The sequence below is a fragment of the Streptomyces sp. WG5 genome (assembly GCF_049974565.1).
Classification (GTDB): Bacteria; Actinomycetota; Actinomycetes; order Streptomycetales; family Streptomycetaceae; genus Streptomyces.
Genome location: NZ_JBNGGC010000044.1, coordinates 1 through 19,839, shown reverse-complemented (window position 1 = coordinate 19,839; position 19,839 = coordinate 1). Strand labels below are relative to the sequence as shown.

Annotated in this window: 15 protein-coding genes; 10 read left to right on the top strand and 5 right to left on the bottom strand. The window is 70.0% G+C overall.

What is annotated here, in order from left to right:
• Positions 1 to 4: 4 nt before the first annotated feature.
• Both ACP4IX_RS32445 and eccCa read right to left on the bottom strand, forming a co-directional pair.
• Positions 5 to 361: a hypothetical protein gene (locus tag ACP4IX_RS32445; protein ID WP_426525355.1), complete on the bottom strand. Its 357-nt coding sequence runs from the start codon at positions 359 to 361 to the stop codon at positions 5 to 7.
• 509 nt (positions 362 to 870) lie between these two features.
• A complete protein-coding gene (gene eccCa / locus ACP4IX_RS32440; RefSeq protein ID WP_426558094.1) occupies positions 871 to 4,848 on the bottom strand; it encodes a type VII secretion protein EccCa in 3,978 nt (1,325 codons plus the stop codon).
• Between the two features lie 315 nt (positions 4,849 to 5,163).
• On the opposite strand from eccCa, the gene eccD reads away from it, so the two are divergent.
• Together eccD and ACP4IX_RS32430 are read left to right on the top strand one after the other, a co-directional pair.
• Complete coding sequence (gene eccD, locus ACP4IX_RS32435) at positions 5,164 to 6,669, top strand: type VII secretion integral membrane protein EccD (protein ID WP_426525381.1); 1,506 nt, start codon at positions 5,164 to 5,166, stop codon at positions 6,667 to 6,669.
• Between the two features lie 224 nt (positions 6,670 to 6,893).
• Positions 6,894 to 8,336 (top strand): PQQ-binding-like beta-propeller repeat protein, encoded by a 1,443-nt coding sequence (locus tag ACP4IX_RS32430; protein WP_426558092.1) that lies wholly within the window; start codon positions 6,894 to 6,896, stop codon positions 8,334 to 8,336.
• Positions 8,337 to 8,358: 22 nt separating this feature from the next.
• On the opposite strand, the gene ACP4IX_RS32425 is transcribed toward ACP4IX_RS32430, so the two are convergent.
• A complete protein-coding gene (locus tag ACP4IX_RS32425; protein ID WP_426525361.1) occupies positions 8,359 to 8,655 on the bottom strand; it encodes a DUF397 domain-containing protein in 297 nt (98 codons plus the stop codon).
• Positions 8,656 to 9,406: 751 nt separating this feature from the next.
• On the opposite strand from ACP4IX_RS32425, the gene rpsO reads away from it, so the two are divergent.
• The 5 genes from rpsO (at position 9,407) to ACP4IX_RS32400 (ending at position 14,871) form a co-directional block, all read left to right on the top strand.
• Positions 9,407 to 9,694 (top strand): 30S ribosomal protein S15, encoded by a 288-nt coding sequence (gene rpsO / locus ACP4IX_RS32420; RefSeq protein WP_019330982.1) that lies wholly within the window; start codon positions 9,407 to 9,409, stop codon positions 9,692 to 9,694.
• Between the two features lie 305 nt (positions 9,695 to 9,999).
• Positions 10,000 to 12,219 (top strand): polyribonucleotide nucleotidyltransferase, encoded by a 2,220-nt coding sequence (locus ACP4IX_RS32415; protein WP_426525363.1) that lies wholly within the window; start codon positions 10,000 to 10,002, stop codon positions 12,217 to 12,219.
• Positions 12,216 to 13,595 carry a M16 family metallopeptidase gene (locus tag ACP4IX_RS32410; protein ID WP_426525365.1) on the top strand — a complete coding sequence of 460 codons (1,380 nt, stop codon included), beginning with the start codon at positions 12,216 to 12,218 and terminating at the stop codon, positions 13,593 to 13,595. Before ACP4IX_RS32415 ends, ACP4IX_RS32410 begins: the two co-directional genes overlap by 4 nt.
• 30 nt (positions 13,596 to 13,625) lie before the next feature.
• Positions 13,626 to 14,378, top strand: coding sequence for a 4-hydroxy-tetrahydrodipicolinate reductase (gene dapB, locus ACP4IX_RS32405; protein ID WP_426525367.1), 753 nt, complete (start codon positions 13,626 to 13,628; stop codon positions 14,376 to 14,378).
• A 37-nt stretch (positions 14,379 to 14,415) separates the two neighbouring features.
• Positions 14,416 to 14,871, top strand: coding sequence for a hypothetical protein (locus ACP4IX_RS32400; RefSeq protein WP_426525369.1), 456 nt, complete (start codon positions 14,416 to 14,418; stop codon positions 14,869 to 14,871).
• A 31-nt stretch (positions 14,872 to 14,902) separates the two neighbouring features.
• Here the strand turns inward: ACP4IX_RS32400 and ACP4IX_RS32395 are convergent, their stop codons facing one another.
• Together ACP4IX_RS32395 and ACP4IX_RS32390 are read right to left on the bottom strand one after the other, a co-directional pair.
• Entirely contained in the window at positions 14,903 to 15,457 is a 555-nt protein-coding gene (locus tag ACP4IX_RS32395; RefSeq protein WP_426525371.1) for a hypothetical protein, read from the bottom strand.
• Between the two features lie 115 nt (positions 15,458 to 15,572).
• On the bottom strand, positions 15,573 to 15,812 hold the full coding sequence (locus tag ACP4IX_RS32390; protein WP_426558090.1) for a hypothetical protein: 240 nt from the start codon (positions 15,810 to 15,812) through the stop codon (positions 15,573 to 15,575).
• A gap of 173 nt (positions 15,813 to 15,985) precedes the next feature.
• Between ACP4IX_RS32390 and thyX the strand changes: the two genes are divergently transcribed.
• From thyX to ACP4IX_RS32375, 3 genes are all read left to right on the top strand, one after another.
• Complete coding sequence (gene thyX / locus ACP4IX_RS32385) at positions 15,986 to 16,726, top strand: FAD-dependent thymidylate synthase (protein ID WP_426525375.1); 741 nt, start codon at positions 15,986 to 15,988, stop codon at positions 16,724 to 16,726.
• A 209-nt stretch (positions 16,727 to 16,935) separates the two neighbouring features.
• Positions 16,936 to 17,835 (top strand): 4-hydroxy-tetrahydrodipicolinate synthase, encoded by a 900-nt coding sequence (gene dapA, locus ACP4IX_RS32380; RefSeq protein ID WP_426525377.1) that lies wholly within the window; start codon positions 16,936 to 16,938, stop codon positions 17,833 to 17,835.
• Between the two features lie 169 nt (positions 17,836 to 18,004).
• Entirely contained in the window at positions 18,005 to 19,690 is a 1,686-nt protein-coding gene (locus tag ACP4IX_RS32375; RefSeq protein ID WP_426525379.1) for a ribonuclease J, read from the top strand.
• The last annotated feature ends 149 nt before the right edge of the window (positions 19,691 to 19,839 follow it).

Below are 19,839 nucleotides of genomic sequence, written 5' to 3'. Positions count from 1 at the left end.
TGACTCAGTAGCCGTCGAGATTGGACGACTTGCGCACTCCCAGGCCGACGCCGAAGTCGGTGTTCTGGAACAGGATGTTGGTGCTGCGCAGCGCTTCCTTCTCGGACCCCAGACGGTTCATCAGGTTCTGCACCTGTTCGCCCCAGGTCTTGTGCGCCTTCTTCAGGGCTCCAGAGGTGACCCAACCGTCACCGTCCTTGGGGGCGAAGGCCTTGACCGCCGCACCGGTGTCGTCGTCGGCCCGGTCACCTGCCTTGCGGGTGTCGGGCTCGAGGTGGTCCTCGATGGCCTTGGCGGCGGCCTTCTTCTGCGCGGGAGTGGACGCCAGATCCTTCCGGCCGCCTCCGACAGGCCCCGGCAAGCCTCCGGGACCTGCCGGATACTGGTTCAACCGCATCCCGACCGGGGTCCCGGCCCCGCCACCGTACGGCTCGCCGACAGGTTCCGACATCGCTCACTGCCCCCGTCCCGTCAACAGATACGTGCACCCGCCACGGTATCAACATGGCTGATTCTCGTAAGGCCGCAGGGAGCCCGCCCCACGCATCGCCGCCGACGAGCGGGAGGGACGAGCGTACGTCGCCTGGAGGGCGCTTACGGGTCGGTCCTCCGGGAACGTACGCCCCGCCGGACCCGGCACGTCGGCCGACGCCGCTCACCTCACGGAACACGTCCGTGGCCAGGAAGCCGCCGTCCTTCGGGGTGGACGACGCCGGTCGCCTTGGCGAAGTCGACGTATGTCCTGCTGCCGTCGTGGCCGTCGCGCGTCGCCGTCATCAGGACCACGAGAGCGAGCGCACGCGACCCGCCCCACGGACGCGAACCGCAGGCGCACCGTCCAGGCCCGTCAGTGCCCACCGCAGTCGGCCGTCAGAACCCCTCCTCCGCCACGATCCCCGTCTGCACCAACGGCCGCCCCCGCCGCCGGGAGACGAACACGCCACGTCCCGCGGGCATCGGCCGCGGCCGTACGCCGCCCAGGACGTCACCCTCGGCCGGGTCGCCCGCCAGGACGACACCCTGGGCGCCCAGCTCCTTGATGCGCTGCATGAAGGCCTCGTAGGAGGCACGGCTGGCGCCGGCGGTGGAGCGCGCGATGATGAAGCGCACACCCACGTCGCGGGCGAACGGCAGCAGCTCCGTCAAGCCGCTGAGCGGGTTGCCGCTCGACGTGGCGACCAGGTCGAAGTCGTCGATGACCACGTACACCGTCGGCCCCTGCCACCAGCTGCGCTCCCGGAGTTGCTGGGCGGTCACGTCAGCGCTGGGAGTGCGACGCCTCATCAGGTCGGCCAGCGCCTCCATGTGGTGTTCCATGGCGTTGGACATCGGAATGTACTCGGCGAGGTGGGTGTCCGGGGTGACGCCCAGCAGGGAGCGCCGGTTGTCCACGACGAACAGCTTGCACTCGTCACCGGAGTAGCGCGTCGTCAACTGCTTGATCAGCAGCCGAAGCAGATTCGACTTGCCGGACTCGCTGTCGCCGAAGATGAGGAAGAAGGGATCCTGTTCGAAATCGACGAAGACGGGCTCCAGGTTGTCCTCGTCGAGCGCGAAGGCGACGCCGCGCCTCGGGAAACGGTTGCCGCGAGGCAGCTGCTCCGCCGGGAGCTCGCGCGGCAGCAGCCGGACCTCGGGCGCGCCCGGTGCCTGCCAGTACCGGGCCACCTCGGACGCCAGCGCCGCGGTGGCCTCCGCGAGGTCCGTGTCGGAGGTCAGGCCGTCGATGCGCGGCACCGCCCCCATGAAGTGCAGTTTCTGGGGAGCCAGGCCGCGCCCGGGCACCCCGGTGGGGACGTTCGCGGCCACCTTGCGGTCCAGCTCGGAGTCCATCGTGTCGCCGAGCCGCAGCTCCAGGCGGTTCAGCAGGTTGTCCTTGAGGGCGGACCGCACCTCCATCGAGCGTGAGGCGGAGAGCACCAGATGGACGCCGTAGCCGAGACCGCGGGCGGCGATGTCGTGGATCACCTGATCGAGTGCCTCGTACTCGGTGCGGAAGTTGGCCCAGCCGTCGATCACCAGGAAGACGTCGCCCCAGGGCTGATCGGTGACCGAGATGTCACCACGGGCGCGCCGCGACCGGAACTCGGCGATCGAGGAGATGCCCGAGGACCGGAAGTACTCCTCGCGGCGGGTCAGGATGCCGTAGACCTCCGCGACCGTACGCCGCACCTTCTCCGGGTCCAGGCGTGAGGCGATGCCGCCCACGTGCGGCAGCCCGGCCACCGCGGCCATGCCGCCACCGCCGAAGTCGAGCCCGTAGACCTGCACTTCGTGGGGTGTGTGCGTGAGCGCGAAGGAGCTGATCAGCGAGCGCAGCAGGGTCGACTTGCCGGACTGCGGACCGCCGAGGACCTGCATGTGGCCCGCGGCTCCGGAGAAGTCCACCCACAGCGGGTCCCGGCGCTGCTCGTACGGCTTGTCGACGATGCCGACGGGCACCACGAGCCGGCCGGCCCCCTCGTACCCGGGCTGGGTCAGGCCCCGGCCCTCCACGGCGGTGAGCCCGGGAAGCAGCGCGTCCAGCGACGGCGGGCTGTCCAGCGGCGGCAGCCACACCTGGTGGGCCGCCGGGCCCTGCGCCTCCAGCCGGCGCACGACGACGTCCAGCACGGTGTCCGCCAACGCGTCGTCCACCTCGCCGGCCCCGCCCGCCGCGCCCTCTCCCTGCCGGGGCACCGGCACGTACCGCACCGGCACCTGGGCCGCCGTGAACAGCACCGGCCGTCGGTCCAGCGGCAGCAGGCCGTCTCCGGTCCCGGCCCTGGGCGCGCCCGAACGGTGGACGCCGGAGACGTACGCCGCCTTGAAGCGGACCATCTCGTCGGTGCCGTACTTCAGGAAGCCGGAGCCGGGTACGTTCGGCAGCTCGTAGGCGTCCGGCACGCCCAGCGCCGCCCGGGACTCGGCTGCGGAGAAGGTGCGCAGACCGATGCGGTACGAGAGGTACGTCTCCAGGCCGCGCAGCCGGCCCTCCTCCAGGCGCTGTGAGGCCAGCAGCAGATGTACGCCCAGCGACCGGCCGATGCGGCCGATCTGCACGAACATGTCGATGAAGTCGGGTTTCGCGGTCAGCAGTTCGCTGAACTCGTCGATGACCAGCAGCAGCGAGGGAATGGGCTGGAGCGGCGCGCCCGCCGCGCGGGCCTTCTCGTAGTCGTGGATGTTGGCGTAGTTGCCCGCGTCGCGCAGCATCTCCTGGCGGCGGTTGAGTTCGCCACGGATGGAGTCGCCCATGCGGTCGACGAGGGTGAGATCGTCCGCCAGGTTGGTGATCACGGCCGCCACGTGCGGCATCTGTGCCATACCCGCGAAGGTCGCACCGCCCTTGAAGTCCGCCAGGACGAAGTTCAGGGTCTCGGAGGAGTGGGTGACGGCGAGCCCCAGCACCAGCGTGCGCAGCAGTTCCGACTTGCCGGAACCCGTGGCGCCCACGCACAGGCCGTGCGGGCCCATGCCCTCCTGCGCCGCCTCCTTGATGTCGAGCATCACCGGGCGGCCGTCCTCACCGACGCCGATCGGTACCCGCAGCCGTTCGGCCTGGGACCGCGGCCGCCAGGTACGCCGGGTGTCGACGGAGGCGGCGTCGCCCAGGTTCAGCAGGTCCGTGAACTCCAGGTTCGCCAGCAGCGGCTCGTCGTCGTCTCCGCCCGAAGCCATCCGCAGCGGGGCCAACTGCCGGGCCAGCGCCTCCACGGACTCGTACGACAGGACGTCGGGCGTTCCCTCGTAGACGACACCGTGCGCCGACTCCAGGCGCAGTGAACGGGGCTGCACGAGGACGGAGAGGTCACCGTGCACACCGGTCGGCTCGCCCTCGGTCAACTCGACGACTGTCACCCCCTGCAGGCCTTCGGGGTTCGCCAGCATGGAATCCGGAGGAAGCGAGACGCCGTCGAGGACGACGACGATGTGCGGAGTCTCCGGCAGGGGCGCGGCGTTCGGATGGAAGCGGGGACGCCCGGTCAGCCGCGCCGTCAGGAGGTCCTCGAGCTCACGGGCGTCGCCACTGATCAGCCGGCGGGAGCCGGCGCCGTCCGCGACACCCGGCAGCTGCGCGTGCGGCAGCCACTTGGCCCACTCCCAGTGGTGGGCCGACTCCCGGCTCGCCGCGACCGCGACGATCAGGTCCTCGGGGGAGTGCAGGGACGCCAGCGAACCGGTCAGAGCACGGGCGGTGGAGCGTACGGAGTCCGGTTCCCCACCGAGTGTCACGTGGTAGAAGGCGCGCAGGGAGACCGCCATCGGCAGGTCGTCCAAGGTGCTGTGGGTCGCGACGAAGCGCTGCATCGCGCCTGCCGTCAGCGGCTCCAGCTGGTCGACCGGGCCCGTCTCGGGAGCGATCAGCGGAGTGGCCAGCGACTGCGCACCGAGACCGATGCGGACCTGGGCGAAGTCCTCGTCGCCAGGCCGTCGTTCCCATACCCGGCTGCCCTCGGCGACCAACGCCCACAACTGCTCCGGGGCAGGGTGGAGGTAGTACTGGGCGTCACGCTGTGACTTCGCGGTCTCCAGGGTGGTCCGACGGGTCTGTGAGAGGTAACTCAGGTAGTCGCGGCGCAGATCGGCGAGCTGACCCTGGGTGCCACGACGGAAGCGGACCACCATCGCGATCGACATGGCGATCGTCGACGCGATCATCACCATGCCCATGATGCGCATGAACGGCTGCCCGCTGGTGAAGAAGAAGACCACCGAACCGCCCATGCCGAGCGTCGGCAGCAACTGCATGAGCACGCTTTCCTGCTGCCCGCGGGGCATTTCGGGAGGCGGCTGCACGACGACGTCGCCCGCGGGAACCCCCGGCGGCAGCGCTCTCGGCGGACGCTTCACGACGATCTGGCTCACTACGCACCAATCCCCTTGCCGGCCCGCCGGATTTCCGTCCGCCACCCCGTGTCAGGCGGACGAGGGCCGCCGCGCGATCCTACTGATCTCATCACACGCCGGTGGACGGTAGGGTGCCGGATGTTCGCGTGAGCACACGCGAACTGACCGGGTGTATGGGGCATTCCGTGCGGTGTGGCGCGGTACGGCGGCTCAGGGGCCGGCCGTGCTTCTCCCGTACGTTCCGGACGGCTCCGATCCGCGGTGAACACCGAGGGGAGGGGCGCAGGACCTTCACACCACGGACACAGCACTGAGGGGGAGCAGCAGGTGAGCATGACGGCCTCCACGGCGGCCAGCGACCCGGGCGGACCGGGTCAGGCAGCCCCTTCCGGGGCGTCGACGGGCCTCGGCTTCTGCCGGGTCACCATCGTCGCACCCGACAGCCGGATCGATGTGGCGCTGCCCGACGACGTACCGGTCGCCGACGTCTACCCCGAAATCCTCCGGCTCTCGCGGCAGACGGCAGCGGAGGGGGCCCCGGTCGGCTACCACCTCGTCCGCCGGGACGGCACCGTCCTGGACAGTTCCCGGTCCTTCGCGGCGCAGCGCATCCTCGACGGCGAGCTCCTCACCCTTCGTCCTTTCTCCGAGTCGCTTCCCCCCGCCGTCTTCGACGACGTGTCGGAGGCCGTGGCCTCCGCGGTGACGCACGACCGCTCCCTGTGGCACGGCGACCTCACGCGCGCCGCGGGCCTCGTCGGCGGTGGCGTGCTGCCCGCCCTGCTCGCGTTCGTCGCCTGGAACGCCGACCCTAGGCACGACATGCACGGTCTGCCCGGCATCCTCGCGGGCGTTGCCGGGGTCCTCCTCCTCGTCCTCGGCTGCGTCCGTGCCCGTGTCTACGACGACCGGGCCGGGGCCATCGCACTGGGTCTGGGCGCCTTGTCCAACCTGGGCGTGGCGGGCTCCGGCCTGCTGTCGCTCTCCGAGGGTCAGGGCGTCGGCAAGCTCCAGTTCCTGCTCGCCTGCGCGGCCGTTCTGGTGGCCTCGGTGATCCTCGCCCTGTGCTCCCCTCGTGGTGACGGCCCGTTCGTCGCCTTCGTCACTGCCTCGGCGCTCGCTCTGATCGCCACTTTCGTGGCGCTTCTGCGGGACTGGACGCCGGCCGAGATCGCTGCTGCGTGCGCCCCCGTCGCAGTCGGTGCCCTGGCCTTCCTGCCGGGGATGTCCATGCGCTTCGCACGGCTGCCCATCGGCTTCGAGGCGCCCGACACCACCTCGCGCAGCTACGGAACCGACCCCGAGCCGCACGAACCGGTCGACGCCGGGCGGATCGAGGCCCAGGCCCGCCGTGGTCACGAACTCCTCGTCGGCCTGGTCGGTGGCTGCTCGCTGCTCGCGCTCGGCTCCGCCCTCGTGCTCGGCTTCTCCGACGGCCTCTGGGCGCAGCTACTGGCGCTGGCCACCGGCATCGCCCTGCTCATGCGCGCACAGCTGTTCCGCTACACCGCGCAGGTCTCCACCGTCGTGGCCGCGGGTCTCGGCTCGCTGGTCGCCCTGGGTCTCGGCCTGGCGCTCAACCCGCCGAACGCCATGGTCCGTGAGGCGCTGGCAGGGGACCGGACCGACCTGGACATCCGTACGGTCTGGCTGGTCGCGGCCATCGCGGTGGCGGCGGCGCTGATCACCGGCATCGGCCTGGTGGCCTCGCGCAGCGGACTCACGCCCTTCTGGGGCCGCTTCCTGGAGATCGCGGAGGGGTTCGTCCTCCTGACCCTGGTGCCCCTGGCCCTCGCGGTCTTCGACGTGTACGCCTCGGTGCGGTCGATGACCGGCTGATCGGGCTCACCATCCCGCGGCACCGTGACGACCGGCCGGCCGGTCCGCGTCCTGCCGAGTGTGGCGGCCGGTCAGGTCGGTCCGGCACGGCGGCTCCCGTTCCAACCCGGCGGAAAGGCACCCCGGTGAGTTTCGGTCCACCCCCTCCCATGCAACCTGAGACCAACCCGTCTGCTCCGCCCTCACCGAGGCGCGAGGGCACTCCACGCACAGTGCTGCTGGGCGTGCTCGCAGTCGTCCTGGTGGCGGCTCTGGGGACGGGCGGCTGGCTGCTGTGGGGCGGTGGAGGCGTGGCGGACCACGGCTCCGACAAAGCACGACCCACGCAGGCCCAAGGGCGGCTCGACGTCCGCGAAACAGTCGAGGAGCGGCCCGCGAGCACCCTCGGCGAGATGGCCTTCCGGTTCTCCCTGGACGACATGAACCCCGGCGAGCACAACGAGATGCCAGGCATGTGGGCCACCGACAAGATCCTTGCCAAAGGCATCAAACGGACGGTCGCCGGCTTCCGCATCGGCACCGACGCCGATGTGGGCGACGAGGCGTGGAAGACCCGCCTGGGCGGCCCGATCTGCGGTTACACCCGCCACGTGACCGGTGACAACCGTACGGCCGTCCTCTTCCGGGAGAACGACCAGGAAGACGCCTACTGCAACCACGTCGCCTTCCTCGACCTCGACGACGGCCACCAGGTCTGGGCACACGACTTCCCCGTGTCCGCGGCGGGTCCCTCACAGGACACCCCGGACAGCGCCGACACCCAGGACCGGCCGAGCGTGACCCTGACCCACGGCACGGTCGCCGTGACCTGGGGTGGCGGCACCGTCGCCTACGACATGGACCGGGGAACGAAACGGTGGAACACGACGGTCGCAGGCCGCTGCCAGGACATGGGTGCCGCCGGCGGACGCGCACTCGTCATCCGTGAGCAGTGCTTGAGCGCCGACGAAACCCCGGTCGACGCGTACTGGCAGCGGAACACGTTCAAGGTGCGCGAGGTGGACCCCGCCACGGGGCGGACGCTCTGGTCGTACTCGGCGCCCAAGGGGATCCGCACTCTCAGCGTGCCGTCCACGGACCCGGCCGTCGTCGCCGTGTCGTCCGGCGAGATCGGGCTCACCGAACTCCTCTCCCTGGACGGCGAGGGAAAGCACCGGGCCACACTCAGCCTGGGCAACGGCACCTACGTCGGCGAATGCTTCGACGGCGACTACCTCGTCATCGACTACTGTCCGACCATCGCCGTCGGCGCGGGCCAGGCCTTCCTGCGCAGCGAGGACCAGCAGGAGAAGCAGATCTCCAACTGGGTCATCGGCTTCGACCTGGCGACCGGCAACACCACGACGAAATTCGACTCCGGCCCCGGCTCACTGCTCTATCCCTTGCGCATGAGCGGCGACCAGCTCCTCGCCCTGCGCCTCAGCAACGACCACGTGGCACCGAACGCGCTGGTCAGCCTGGACCCCGGTACGGGTAAGGAGACGCCGTACTTCTACTTCGATGTCCCGAGCGAGGCCAATACGCTCACGACTCCGGACGTCAACGACGTCGTCGTCCAGAACGGTCGGATCTTCTTCGGCGCCCGGGCCGCGATCGGGCCCGGCGACGGCGGGGACAAGTGGGTGTACCTGGTTCTCGGCATCGGCAGCGCGGCTGAGAAGCCATGACGGACCCGGCTCCGGCCCGGCATCACTCCGGGCCGGACACGTCCCCCTGCTGCGCCGGCTCCAGATCGAACTCGCCGTCCCGGGCACCGAGCACGAACGCCCGCCACTCCGCCTCCGTGTAGCGCAGCACGGTGTCCGGGTCGAGCGACGACCTCATGGCCACGGCGCCCTCGGGGAGATAGGCGATCTCGACCCGTTCCTCGTGCTCTTCGGTGCCGGGCGCGCTGTGCCATTCGACGCCGGAGATGTCGAGGGAGTAGAGCTCGTCCCTCTCCCGCTCCTTGCGCGCTCGGAGTTCCCTGTCCTCGGCGTCGGCCATCGCGGCTTCGGTCCTTCCTGCTGTCCCAACGAACTGTGCGGCTACCCTACTTGTTGCCGTTCTTCCTGGTCAGCGGTTCACCGATGTGCGTACCCGGCACGAGTGACGGCCCTCGTCGACTTCTTGACATCTCCACTCTTCCGGGCCGGAAGGCCCCGCCGTGAGTCTCGGCCCCGCACCCTCCCCCGCGCCCCCTCCGCAGACGCGCGCCAGGGTCCGCGCCGGACGACTTCGCGGGACCTCGGCGGCGGGCCGAGGATGTCCGCCTCGGCAGGGACGTCCGGGACCGCCCGGCAGCCACACCCCCTCGGGCAGGTGCTCGACCGCGACCGGGCCTTCGGCTCCGTGGCAGGGAGACGCGGCATGATCGTCGTCGGCGACGAGGGGCTCCACCGGAGGAGGAACCGTCGTCTCTCTCGGCCTGTCCGCTCTCTCGGCCTGTCCACCGGTCGGCCCGCGGGGGAGACCGGCGCTCCCGTCGGCGACGAGACGCACCCTCCGCGGATGAGCGGCGACCGGCTGACCGCCCTCTCCGCGGCCCGGGCAGGCCCGGATCGAACCCTCCCGGGCCGCGGGAAGGGCGGCCCCGCCAGGCTGGTACGCTGTGTGACGGCCGCTTGTGTACGCATCCCTGGAGCCAGGAGCCCCGGAGGGCGCGCCCAGCGGATCCTCGCCTTCCGAGTCACGGAAGATCCCCCGAGACGTAGACCGGGGGCACTCGGTGGGCACTCACAGACCAAGAGGAGTACGCGTGTCGCTCGACGCCGCAGTGAAGAAGCAGATCATCACCGAGTTCGGTACCAAGGAGGGCGACACCGGCTCCCCCGAGGTCCAGGTCGCTCTGCTGTCCCGTCGGATCTCCGACCTGACCGAGCACCTCAAGACCCACAAGCACGACCACCACTCCCGTCGTGGTCTGCTGATCCTGGTCGGCCAGCGTCGCCGGCTGCTGCAGTACCTCGCCAAGAAGGACATCCAGCGCTTCCGCGCGCTGGTCGAGCGCCTCGGCATCCGCCGCGGTGCGGCGGGCGCCAAGTAAGACGCCGTGAAGGGAGCGGTTCCCATCGTTCGGGGGCCGCTCCCTTTGCTGTACGTGCGCACTGTCGCCACCGCTTTGTAGTGTGGTAACAGAACACAAGACGCACGACGTACGACGCACACGACGAACGAAACGAGGAGGAGCGTGCCTCGCCGCCGCCGGTCCTCGGTAGTGGCCCCCGGGTGCAGAACCCGGGTGCTTCGATCGAAGACCGGCCCGCATTGCACGGAGCGCTTCTCCGCCACCGTCCCCCCGCCACACGGGCGAGGAGGGACGAAAGACGACAAGCAACGGAGAAAACACTAGTGGAGAACGAGACCCACTACGCCGAGGCCGTGATCGACAACGGCGCGTTCGGCACCCGCACCATCCGCTTCGAGACGGGCCGCCTGGCCCGTCAGGCCGCCGGTTCCGCCGTGGCGTACCTGGACGACGACACCATGGTGCTGTCGGCCACCAGCGCCTCCAAGAACCCCAAGGACCAGCTCGACTTCTTCCCCCTCACGGTGGACGTCGAGGAGCGGATGTACGCCGCCGGCAAGATCCCCGGCAGCTTCTTCCGCCGTGAGGGCCGGCCGTCCGAGGACGCCGTCCTCACCTGCCGCCTGATCGACCGCCCGCTGCGCCCGTCCTTCAAGAAGGGCCTGCGCAACGAGATCCAGGTCGTCGCCACGATCATGGCCCTCAACCCCGACCACCTGTACGACGTCGTGGCGATCAACGCCGCCTCCGCGTCCACGCAGCTGGCCGGTCTGCCCTTCTCCGGCCCGATCGGCGGCGTCCGCGTCGCGCTGATCCGCGGCCAGTGGGTGGCCTTCCCGACGCACACCGAGCTCGAGGACGCCGTCTTCGACATGGTCGTCGCGGGCCGCGCCCTGGAGGACGGCGACGTCGCGATCATGATGGTCGAGGCCGAGGCCACCGAGAAGACCGTCAAGCTGGTCGAGGGCGGCGCCGAGGCGCCCACCGAGGAGGTCGTCGCCGCCGGTCTGGAGGCCGCGAAGCCCTTCATCAAGGTGCTGTGCCGCGCCCAGGCCGACCTCGCCGCCAAGGCCGCCAAGCCGACCGGCGAGTTCCCGATCTTCCTGGACTACCAGGACGACATCCTGGAGGCGCTCAGCGCCGCCGTCCGCCCCGAGCTCAGCCAGGCGCTCACCATCGCCGGCAAGCAGGAGCGCGAGGCCGAGCTGGACCGCGTCAAGGCGCTCGCCGCCGAGAAGCTCCTGCCGGAGTTCGAGGGCCGCGAGAAGGAGATCTCCGCCGCGTACCGCTCGCTGACCAAGTCCCTGGTCCGTGAGCGTGTCATCAAGGAGAAGAAGCGCATCGACGGCCGCGGTGTCACCGACATCCGCACCCTGGCCGCCGAGGTCGAGGCCATCCCGCGCGTCCACGGTTCCGCGCTGTTCGAGCGTGGCGAGACCCAGATCCTGGGCGTCACCACCCTCAACATGCTCCGCATGGAGCAGCAGCTGGACACCCTCTCGCCGGTGACCCGCAAGCGCTACATGCACAACTACAACTTCCCGCCGTACTCCGTCGGCGAGACCGGCCGCGTCGGCTCCCCGAAGCGCCGCGAGATCGGCCACGGCGCCCTCGCCGAGCGCGCCATCGTGCCGGTGCTGCCGACGCGCGAGGAGTTCCCGTACGCGATCCGTCAGGTGTCCGAGGCCCTCGGCTCCAACGGCTCGACGTCCATGGGCTCGGTCTGCGCCTCCACCATGTCGCTGCTGAACGCCGGTGTGCCGCTGAAGGCCCCCGTCGCCGGTATCGCCATGGGCCTGATCTCCCAGGAGATCAACGGCGAGACGCACTACGTCGCCCTCACCGACATCCTCGGTGCGGAGGACGCCTTCGGCGACATGGACTTCAAGGTCGCCGGCACCAAGGAGTTCGTGACCGCCCTCCAGCTCGACACCAAGCTGGACGGCATCCCCGCCTCCGTCCTGGCCGCCGCCCTCAAGCAGGCCCGTGACGCCCGCCTCCACATCCTCGACGTGATGATGGAAGCGATCGACACGCCGGACGAGATGTCCCCGAACGCGCCGCGGATCATCACCGTGAAGATCCCCGTCGACAAGATCGGTGAGGTCATCGGCCCCAAGGGCAAGATGATCAACCAGATCCAGGAGGACACGGGCGCCGACATCACGATCGAGGACGACGGCACCATCTACATCGGTGCTGCCCAGGGCTCGCAGGCCGAGGCCGCCCGCGCCACGATCAACGGCATCGCCAACCCGACCATGCCCGAGGTCGGCGAGCGCTACCTGGGCACCGTCGTGAAGACGACGACCTTCGGCGCGTTCGTCTCCCTGCTGCCCGGCAAGGACGGTCTGCTGCACATCTCGCAGATCCGCAAGCTGGCCGGCGGCAAGCGCGTGGAGAACGTCGAGGACGTCCTCGGTGTGGGCCAGAAGGTCCAGGTCGAGATCGCCGAGATCGACTCCCGCGGCAAGCTCTCCCTGATCCCCGTGGTCGAGGGCGAAGAGGGCGCCGAGGAGAAGAAGGACGACGCCGACCAGTGACGTCCCGTGGCTCCAAGGCGACGGCCCGCACCTCCTCGGAGGCGCGGGCCGTCGCCCGTACCCAAACCCTGATCAAGGGCGAGCACGGCATCGGTACGGTCCGCAAGACCACCCTCCCGGGCGGCCTGCGCATCGTCACCGAGACCCTGCCCTCGGTCCGCTCGGCGACCTTCGGCATCTGGGCGCACGTCGGCTCCCGCGACGAGACCCCGGCCCTGAACGGCGCCACCCACTACCTGGAGCACCTGCTCTTCAAGGGCACCCGCAAACGCAGCGCCCTGGACATCTCCTCCGCCATCGACGCGGTCGGCGGCGAGATGAACGCGTTCACGGCGAAGGAGTACACGTGCTACTACGCACGCGTACTCGACACCGACCTGCCGCTCGCCATCGACGTGGTCTGCGACATGCTCACCGGCTCGCTGATCCAGGAGGAGGACGTCGACGTCGAGCGCGGCGCGATCCTCGAAGAGATCGCCATGACCGAGGACGACGCCGGCGACTGCGTGCACGACCTGTTCGCGCACACCATGTTCGGCGACAACGCGCTGGGCCGTCCCGTCCTCGGCACGGTCGACACGGTCAACGCCCTCACCGCCGACCGCATCCGCCGCTTCTACAAGAAGCACTACGACCCCACGCACCTGGTGGTCGCCGCGGCCGGCAACGTCGACCACCACAAGGTCGTGCGCCAGGTCCGCGCAGCCTTCGAGAAGGCCGGCGCCTTCCGGGACCCGGTGGCCGAGCCCATCGCCCCGCGCGACGGCAGCCGTACCATCCGCACCGCAGGCCGAGTCGAGCTGATCGGCCGCAAGACCGAGCAGGCCCACGTCATCCTCGGCATGCCGGGCCTGGCCCGCACCGACGAGCGCCGCTGGGCCATGGGCGTCCTCAACACCGCCCTCGGCGGTGGCATGTCCTCACGCCTCTTCCAGGAGGTCCGCGAGAAGCGCGGCCTGGCCTACAGCGTGTACTCGTACACCTCGGGCTTCGCCGACTGCGGCCTCTTCGGCGTCTACGCGGGCTGCAGGCCCTCCCAGGTGCACGACGTACTGAGGATCTGCCGGGACGAGCTCGACCACGTCGCCGAGCACGGCCTGTCCGACGAGGAGATCGGCCGCGCGATCGGCCAGCTGCAGGGCTCCACGGTCCTCGGCCTGGAGGACACCGGCGCGCTGATGAACCGTATCGGCAAGAGCGAACTGTGCTGGGGCGAGCAGATGTCCGTCGACGACATGCTGGCCCGGATAGCCTCGGTCACGCCGGACGACGTCCGCGCGGTCGCCCGCGACGTCCTGGGACGGCGGCCCTCGCTGTCGGTCATCGGCCCGCTGAAGGACAAGCAGGCGTCCCGGCTGCACGACGCCGTCGCCTGACGGTCCCGTTTCGAGAAGGAAGCATGTGACATGAGCAAGCTGCGCGTGGCCGTCCTCGGCGCCAAGGGCCGGATCGGCTCCGAGGCGGTACGGGCGGTCGAGGCCGCCGGGGACATGGAGCTGGTCGCCGCCCTCGGCCGGGACGACAGCCTGGACACGCTGGCCGAGACCGGCGCCCAGGTCGCCGTCGAGCTGACCACCCCGTCCTCGGTGATGGACAACCTCGACTACTGCGTACGCCACGGCATCCACGCCGTCGTCGGCACCACCGGCTGGACCGACGAACGTCTCGCGCAGCTGACCGGGTGGCTCGACAAGTCCCCGCGGACGGGCGTTCTCATCGCGCCGAACTTCTCCATCGGCGCCGTGCTGACCATGAAGTTCGCGCAGATCGCCGCCCCGTACTTCGAGTCCGTCGAGGTCGTCGAACTGCACCACCCGAACAAGGTCGACGCCCCCAGCGGCACCGCCACCCGCACCGCCCAGCTGATCGCCGAGGCCCGGCAGAAGGCAGGCGCCGCCCCGGCGCCCGACGCCACTGCCACCGCCCTGGACGGCGCCCGCGGGGCGAACGTCGACGGTGTCCCGGTCCACGCGATCCGGCTGCGCGGCCTGCTGGCCCATCAGGAGGTCCTGCTGGGCGGCGAGGGCGAGACCCTCACCGTCCGGCACGACTCCCTGCACCACAGCAGCTTCATGCCGGGCATCCTGCTCGGCGCCCGCCGGGTGGTGGCCACCCCGGGCCTCACCTTCGGCCTGGAACACTTCCTGGACCTGGACTGAGGCCGGAACCGACACGCGAACCGAGTCCCTGACCCCCATGCGCGCGAAAATCTCCTACGTCGTCACGGCCGCCGTCCTGGTCTTCTACTTCCTCCTGGTCGGCAGCCGCGGTGTCATGCTCATCGACACCGGCACACCCCTCACCGTCACCTTCGGCGTCGCGGTGTTGATCCTGCCGGTGATCGGCGTGTGGTTCCTGTGGAAGAACACCCAGTTCGTCCGCAAGGCCAACCAGCTCGCCGCCGAACTCGACGCCGAGGGCGGACTGCCCGTCGACGACCTCAAGCGCACCCCCAGCGGTCGCGTCGACCGGGACTCGGCCGACGAGGTCTTCGCCCTGCGCAAGGCCGAGACGGAGGACGCCCCCGGCGACTGGCGCAGCTGGTTCCGCCTCGCCGTCGCCTACCACGACGCCCGCGACACCCCGCGCGCCCGCAAGGCGATGCAGCGGGCGATCGCCCTGCACGACGGGAAACACGTCGAGACCGTCTGAGCAGACCGGTAACGCCGGGGGCCCTCGGCGCTCAGCCCCGCCGGTACTCCGCGGCCCACGCCTCCATGGAGTCGGCCGCACGGTCGAAGGCGTCCTCCCGGGCGAGGAAGTCGGCGTTGTGCGTGGTCAGCAGCGGAGGCGCGGTCTCCGCGGACCCGCCCTGGCGGACGAGGAGCAGCGCCTGCCCCTGCACCGTGCGCGGCAGCCCGAGCCAGCGCACCGGCTGCTGCACCGTGCGCACGCCGGCGACCTGCTGCCAGGCCACCGTGCGCGTGCTGAGGAAACTCACGTGACGCACCCCGTGGGCGCTCACCCACGCCCCCACGCGGAGCAGCCGCAGGGCGCAGGCGATCACGACCATCGCGACGCCGAACACCACACCGGCCGAGGACAGCGAGTCCGTCGCCGCGATGATGATCGCCGAGAACAGTACGAATGACGCGAGCAGCAGCATCAGTGCCGCCACCCCCACGCGCCACGGGCCCGGCCGGTAGGGCCTGCGCCAGAGGTCACGGTCGTCATACGGCAGCGCGACGTCGTCGGCGGCGTCGAAGGCGCGGTCGGCCGTCAGGAAGGACAGGGGCACGGCTGGTCCTCACTCGTTCCATGGCGTGTGCTGTGCCCGGTGAGGCTACCGACCTGTGTCCCCGGTCACCACCATCGGGGGTCCGGATGGCGTCAGAGATGACCCCACGACGCCCTCAGCGCCGGTCGGAGGCCTGCGACGGCTGTTTGTGCGGGGCGGGCTGGTCGGCCGACAGGGCGGGCATCCCGATCACCAGGGAGCCCACTATTCCGGCGACGACGGTGAGGCCGAGCAGCCAGCGTCCGGCCAGCTGGCCGAAGGACGCCCGCTCACGCGGTGGGGGTGTGACATTGCTGCGGAACCTGTCGGCTTCGGCGACGAAGGCGAACGGCACGGGTTCACGCCGGCGGATCATGGAGGCTGCGTCTCCCTTCAGGGATGAATGCTTCGCTGTTACTCATACAGACGAACGAACAGCCCCTCGGGTGCCCTGTTTCACCGATTTCATCGTGGCACGGCGCCGAACGCCCCGTTCGCCGGGCCGTAGAGTGGCCTCGCCGAACGACAAGATGGGAAGGCCCTGCACCCGTGACCGACACCCCCGCCGACGATTTCGAGATCGACCTCCGCAGTGACGTCACCGTAGAGCTGGTCAAGAGCAGCGCGACCGACTCCGACGTCCTGTTCGCCGCCCGTGTCTCCACCGTCGGGGAGCAGTCCCTGGACGAGCTGAAGAAGGACCCGGAGCGTTCGAAGGGCCTGATCAACTACCTCATGCGGGACCGGCACGGCAGCCCGTTCGAGCACAACTCGATGACCTTCTTCATCAGCGCCCCGATCTTCGTCTTCCGCGAGTTCATGCGGCACCGCGTCGGCTGGTCCTACAACGAGGAGTCGGGCCGCTACCGGGAGCTCCAGCCGGTCTTCTACGTGCCGGGCGAGGACCGCAAGCTGGTCCAGCAGGGCCGCCCGGGCAAGTACGTCTTCGTCGAGGGCACCGCCGAACAGCACGGCCTGGTGAGCCGGTCGATGGAGGACTCCTACCGCCAGGCCTACCGGACGTACCAGGAGATGCTCGCCGCCGGCGTCGCCCGCGAGGTGGCCCGAGCGGTGCTCCCCGTCGGCCTGTACTCGTCGATGTACGCCACCTGCAACGCCCGCTCGATGATGCACTTCCTCGGCCTGCGCACCCAGCACGAACTGGCCAAGGTCCCGTCCTTCCCGCAGCGGGAGATCGAGATGGTCGGCGAGAAGATGGAAGAGGAATGGGCCCGCCTCATGCCGCTCACCTACGCGGCCTTCAACGCGAACGGCCGGGTGGCTCCGTAGCCGATCCGGCCTGCCCGACGGCACAGATGTGCGCATCAGCCGCGCGAAGTGTCCGTATTGCGGCGTTTGGAGAAGTTCATCTAGCCTGATCAGAGGGACCCGGCACTGCTTGAACCCCCGAGCAGGCAGTGCCGGGCTCCACTTCCTGTCCGGCCTGCCGCCTCCCCCGAGGGCAGACCCCGCCCTGAGCAACGAGTAGCGTGTAACCCATGGCTCCGACCTCGACTCCGCAGACCCCCTTCGGGCGGGTCCTCACCGCCATGGTCACGCCCTTCACGGCGGACGGCGCACTCGACCTCGACGGCGCGCAGCGGCTCGCCGCCCACCTGGTGGACGCAGGCAACGACGGCCTGATCGTCAACGGCACCACCGGCGAGTCCCCCACCACCAGCGACGCGGAGAAAGCGGACCTCGTACGGGCCGTCCTGGAGGCCGTCGGCGACCGGGCACACGTCGTCGCCGGAGTCGGCACGAACAACACCCAGCACAGCATCGAGCTGGCCCGCGCCGCCGAACGCACCGGCGCACACGGCCTGCTGCTCGTCACGCCGTACTACAACAAGCCCCCGCAGGAGGGCCTGTACCAGCACTTCACGGCCATCGCCGACGCCGCCGGGCTGCCGGTCATGCTCTACGACATCCCCGGCCGCAGCGGCGTCCCGATCAACACCGAGACGCTGGTCCGCCTCGCGGAGCACCCGCGGATCGTCGCGAACAAGGACGCCAAGGGCGACCTCGGCCGCGCGAGCTGGGCCATCGCCCGCTCCGGCCTCGCCTGGTACTCCGGCGACGACATGCTGAACCTGCCGCTGCTCTCCGTGGGCGCGGTCGGCTTCGTCTCGGTCGTCGGCCACGTCGTCACCCCCGAACTGCGCTCCATGGTGGACGCGCACGTCGCGGGTGACGTGCAGAAGGCACTGGAGATCCACCAGAAGCTGCTCCCGGTCTTCACCGGCATGTTCCGCACCCAGGGCGTCATGACCACCAAGGCCGCACTCGCCCTCCTGGGGCTGCCCGCCGGACCGCTGCGCGCGCCCATGGTCGGCCTCACGCCCGAGGAGACCGAGCAGCTCAAGATCGATCTTGCCGCGGGCGGGGTACAGCTCTGACAACAGACTTCGCACGACCGCACCACCGCACGATCCGCACGACCGGACTTCACAACTGAATACGCGGGCCACCGGTGCCCGCACCACCCCATACGACAACTGCTTCTGCACGAACGTCATGCGCGCCACGTGCCCACCGGTACGTGGCGCGTGTGGTGAGGAGAGTCTTTTGAGTCATCCGCATCCTGAACTGGGCCGTCCCCCGGCGCTCCCCAAGGGTGGCCTGCGGGTCACGCCCCTTGGCGGCCTCGGCGAGATCGGCCGCAACATGACGGTCTTCGAGTACGGCGGCCGTCTGCTGATCGTCGACTGCGGAGTGCTCTTCCCCGAGGAGGAGCAGCCCGGAATCGACCTGATCCTGCCGGACTTCTCGTCCATCCGGGACCGCCTCGACGACATCGAGGGCATCGTCCTCACCCATGGCCACGAGGACCACATCGGCGGTGTCCCCTTCCTCCTCCGGGAGAAGCCGGACATCCCGCTGATCGGCTCCAAGCTGACCCTCGCGCTCATCGAGGCCAAGCTCCAGGAGCACCGCATCCGTCCGTACACCCTCGAGGTGGCGGAGGGGCACCGCGAGCGCGTCGGCCCGTTCGACTGCGAGTTCGTCGCGGTGAACCACTCCATCCCGGACGCCCTGGCCGTCGCGATCCGCACCCCCGCGGGCATGGTCGTCCACACCGGCGACTTCAAGATGGACCAGCTTCCGCTGGACGGCCGCCTCACGGACCTGCACGCCTTCGCGCGGCTGAGCGAGGAGGGCATCGACCTCCTCCTCTCCGACTCGACGAACGCCGAGGTTCCTGGCTTCGTCCCGCCCGAGCGCGACATCTCCAACGTCCTGCGCCAGGTCTTCGCCGGCGCCCGCAAGCGGATCATCGTGGCGAGCTTCGCCAGCCACGTCCACCGCATCCAGCAGATCCTGGACGCGGCGCACGAGTACGGCCGCAGGGTCGCCTTCGTCGGCCGTTCCATGGTCCGCAACATGGGCATCGCCCGGGACCTCGGCTATCTGAAGGTTCCGCCGGGCCTGGTCGTGGACGTCAAGACGCTCGACGACCTGCCGGACAGCGAAGTGGTCCTGGTCTGTACGGGCTCCCAGGGCGAACCGATGGCCGCCCTGTCCCGCATGGCCAACCGCGACCACCAGATCCGCATCGTCAACGGCGACACGGTGATCCTGGCCTCGTCCCTCATCCCGGGCAACGAGAACGCGGTGTACCGCGTGATCAACGGCCTGACCCGCTGGGGCGCCAACGTCGTCCACAAGGGCAACGCCAAGGTCCACGTCTCGGGCCACGCCTCGGCCGGCGAGCTGCTGTACTTCTACAACATCTGCCGGCCCAGGAACCTGATGCCGGTCCACGGCGAATGGCGCCATCTGCGTGCCAACGCCGAGCTGGGCGCCCTCACCGGTGTCCCGCACGACCGCATCGTCATCGCCGAGGACGGCGTCGTCGTCGACCTCGTCGAGGGGAAGGCGAAGATCTCCGGCAAGGTGCAGGCGGGATACGTCTACGTCGACGGCCTCTCGGTCGGTGACGTGGGCGAGCCGGCCCTCAAGGACCGCAAGATCCTCGGCGACGAGGGCATCATCTCGGTCTTCGTGGTCATCGACTCGTCCACCGGCAAGATCACCGGAGGTCCGCACGTCCAGGCCCGGGGCTCGGGCATCGAGGACTCGGCCTTCGCCGCGGTGCTCCCCAGGGTCACGGAAGTACTGGAACGCTCGGCCCAGGACGGAGTCGTCGAGCCCCACCAGCTCCAGCAGCTGGTGAGGCGGACCCTCGGCAAATGGGTGTCGGACACCTACCGCCGCCGGCCGATGATCCTCCCTGTCGTCGTGGAGGTATGACGGACCGTCGGGCCTCCGGCAGCGCCAACCTGGAGCGGGGGGGGGGGGGGGGGGAAAAAAAAACCCCCCCCCCCCCCAAAAAAAAAAAAAAAAAAACCCCCCCCACGGGGGGGGAGAGGCCGCCAACCCCCCCCCAACACCCACACCGG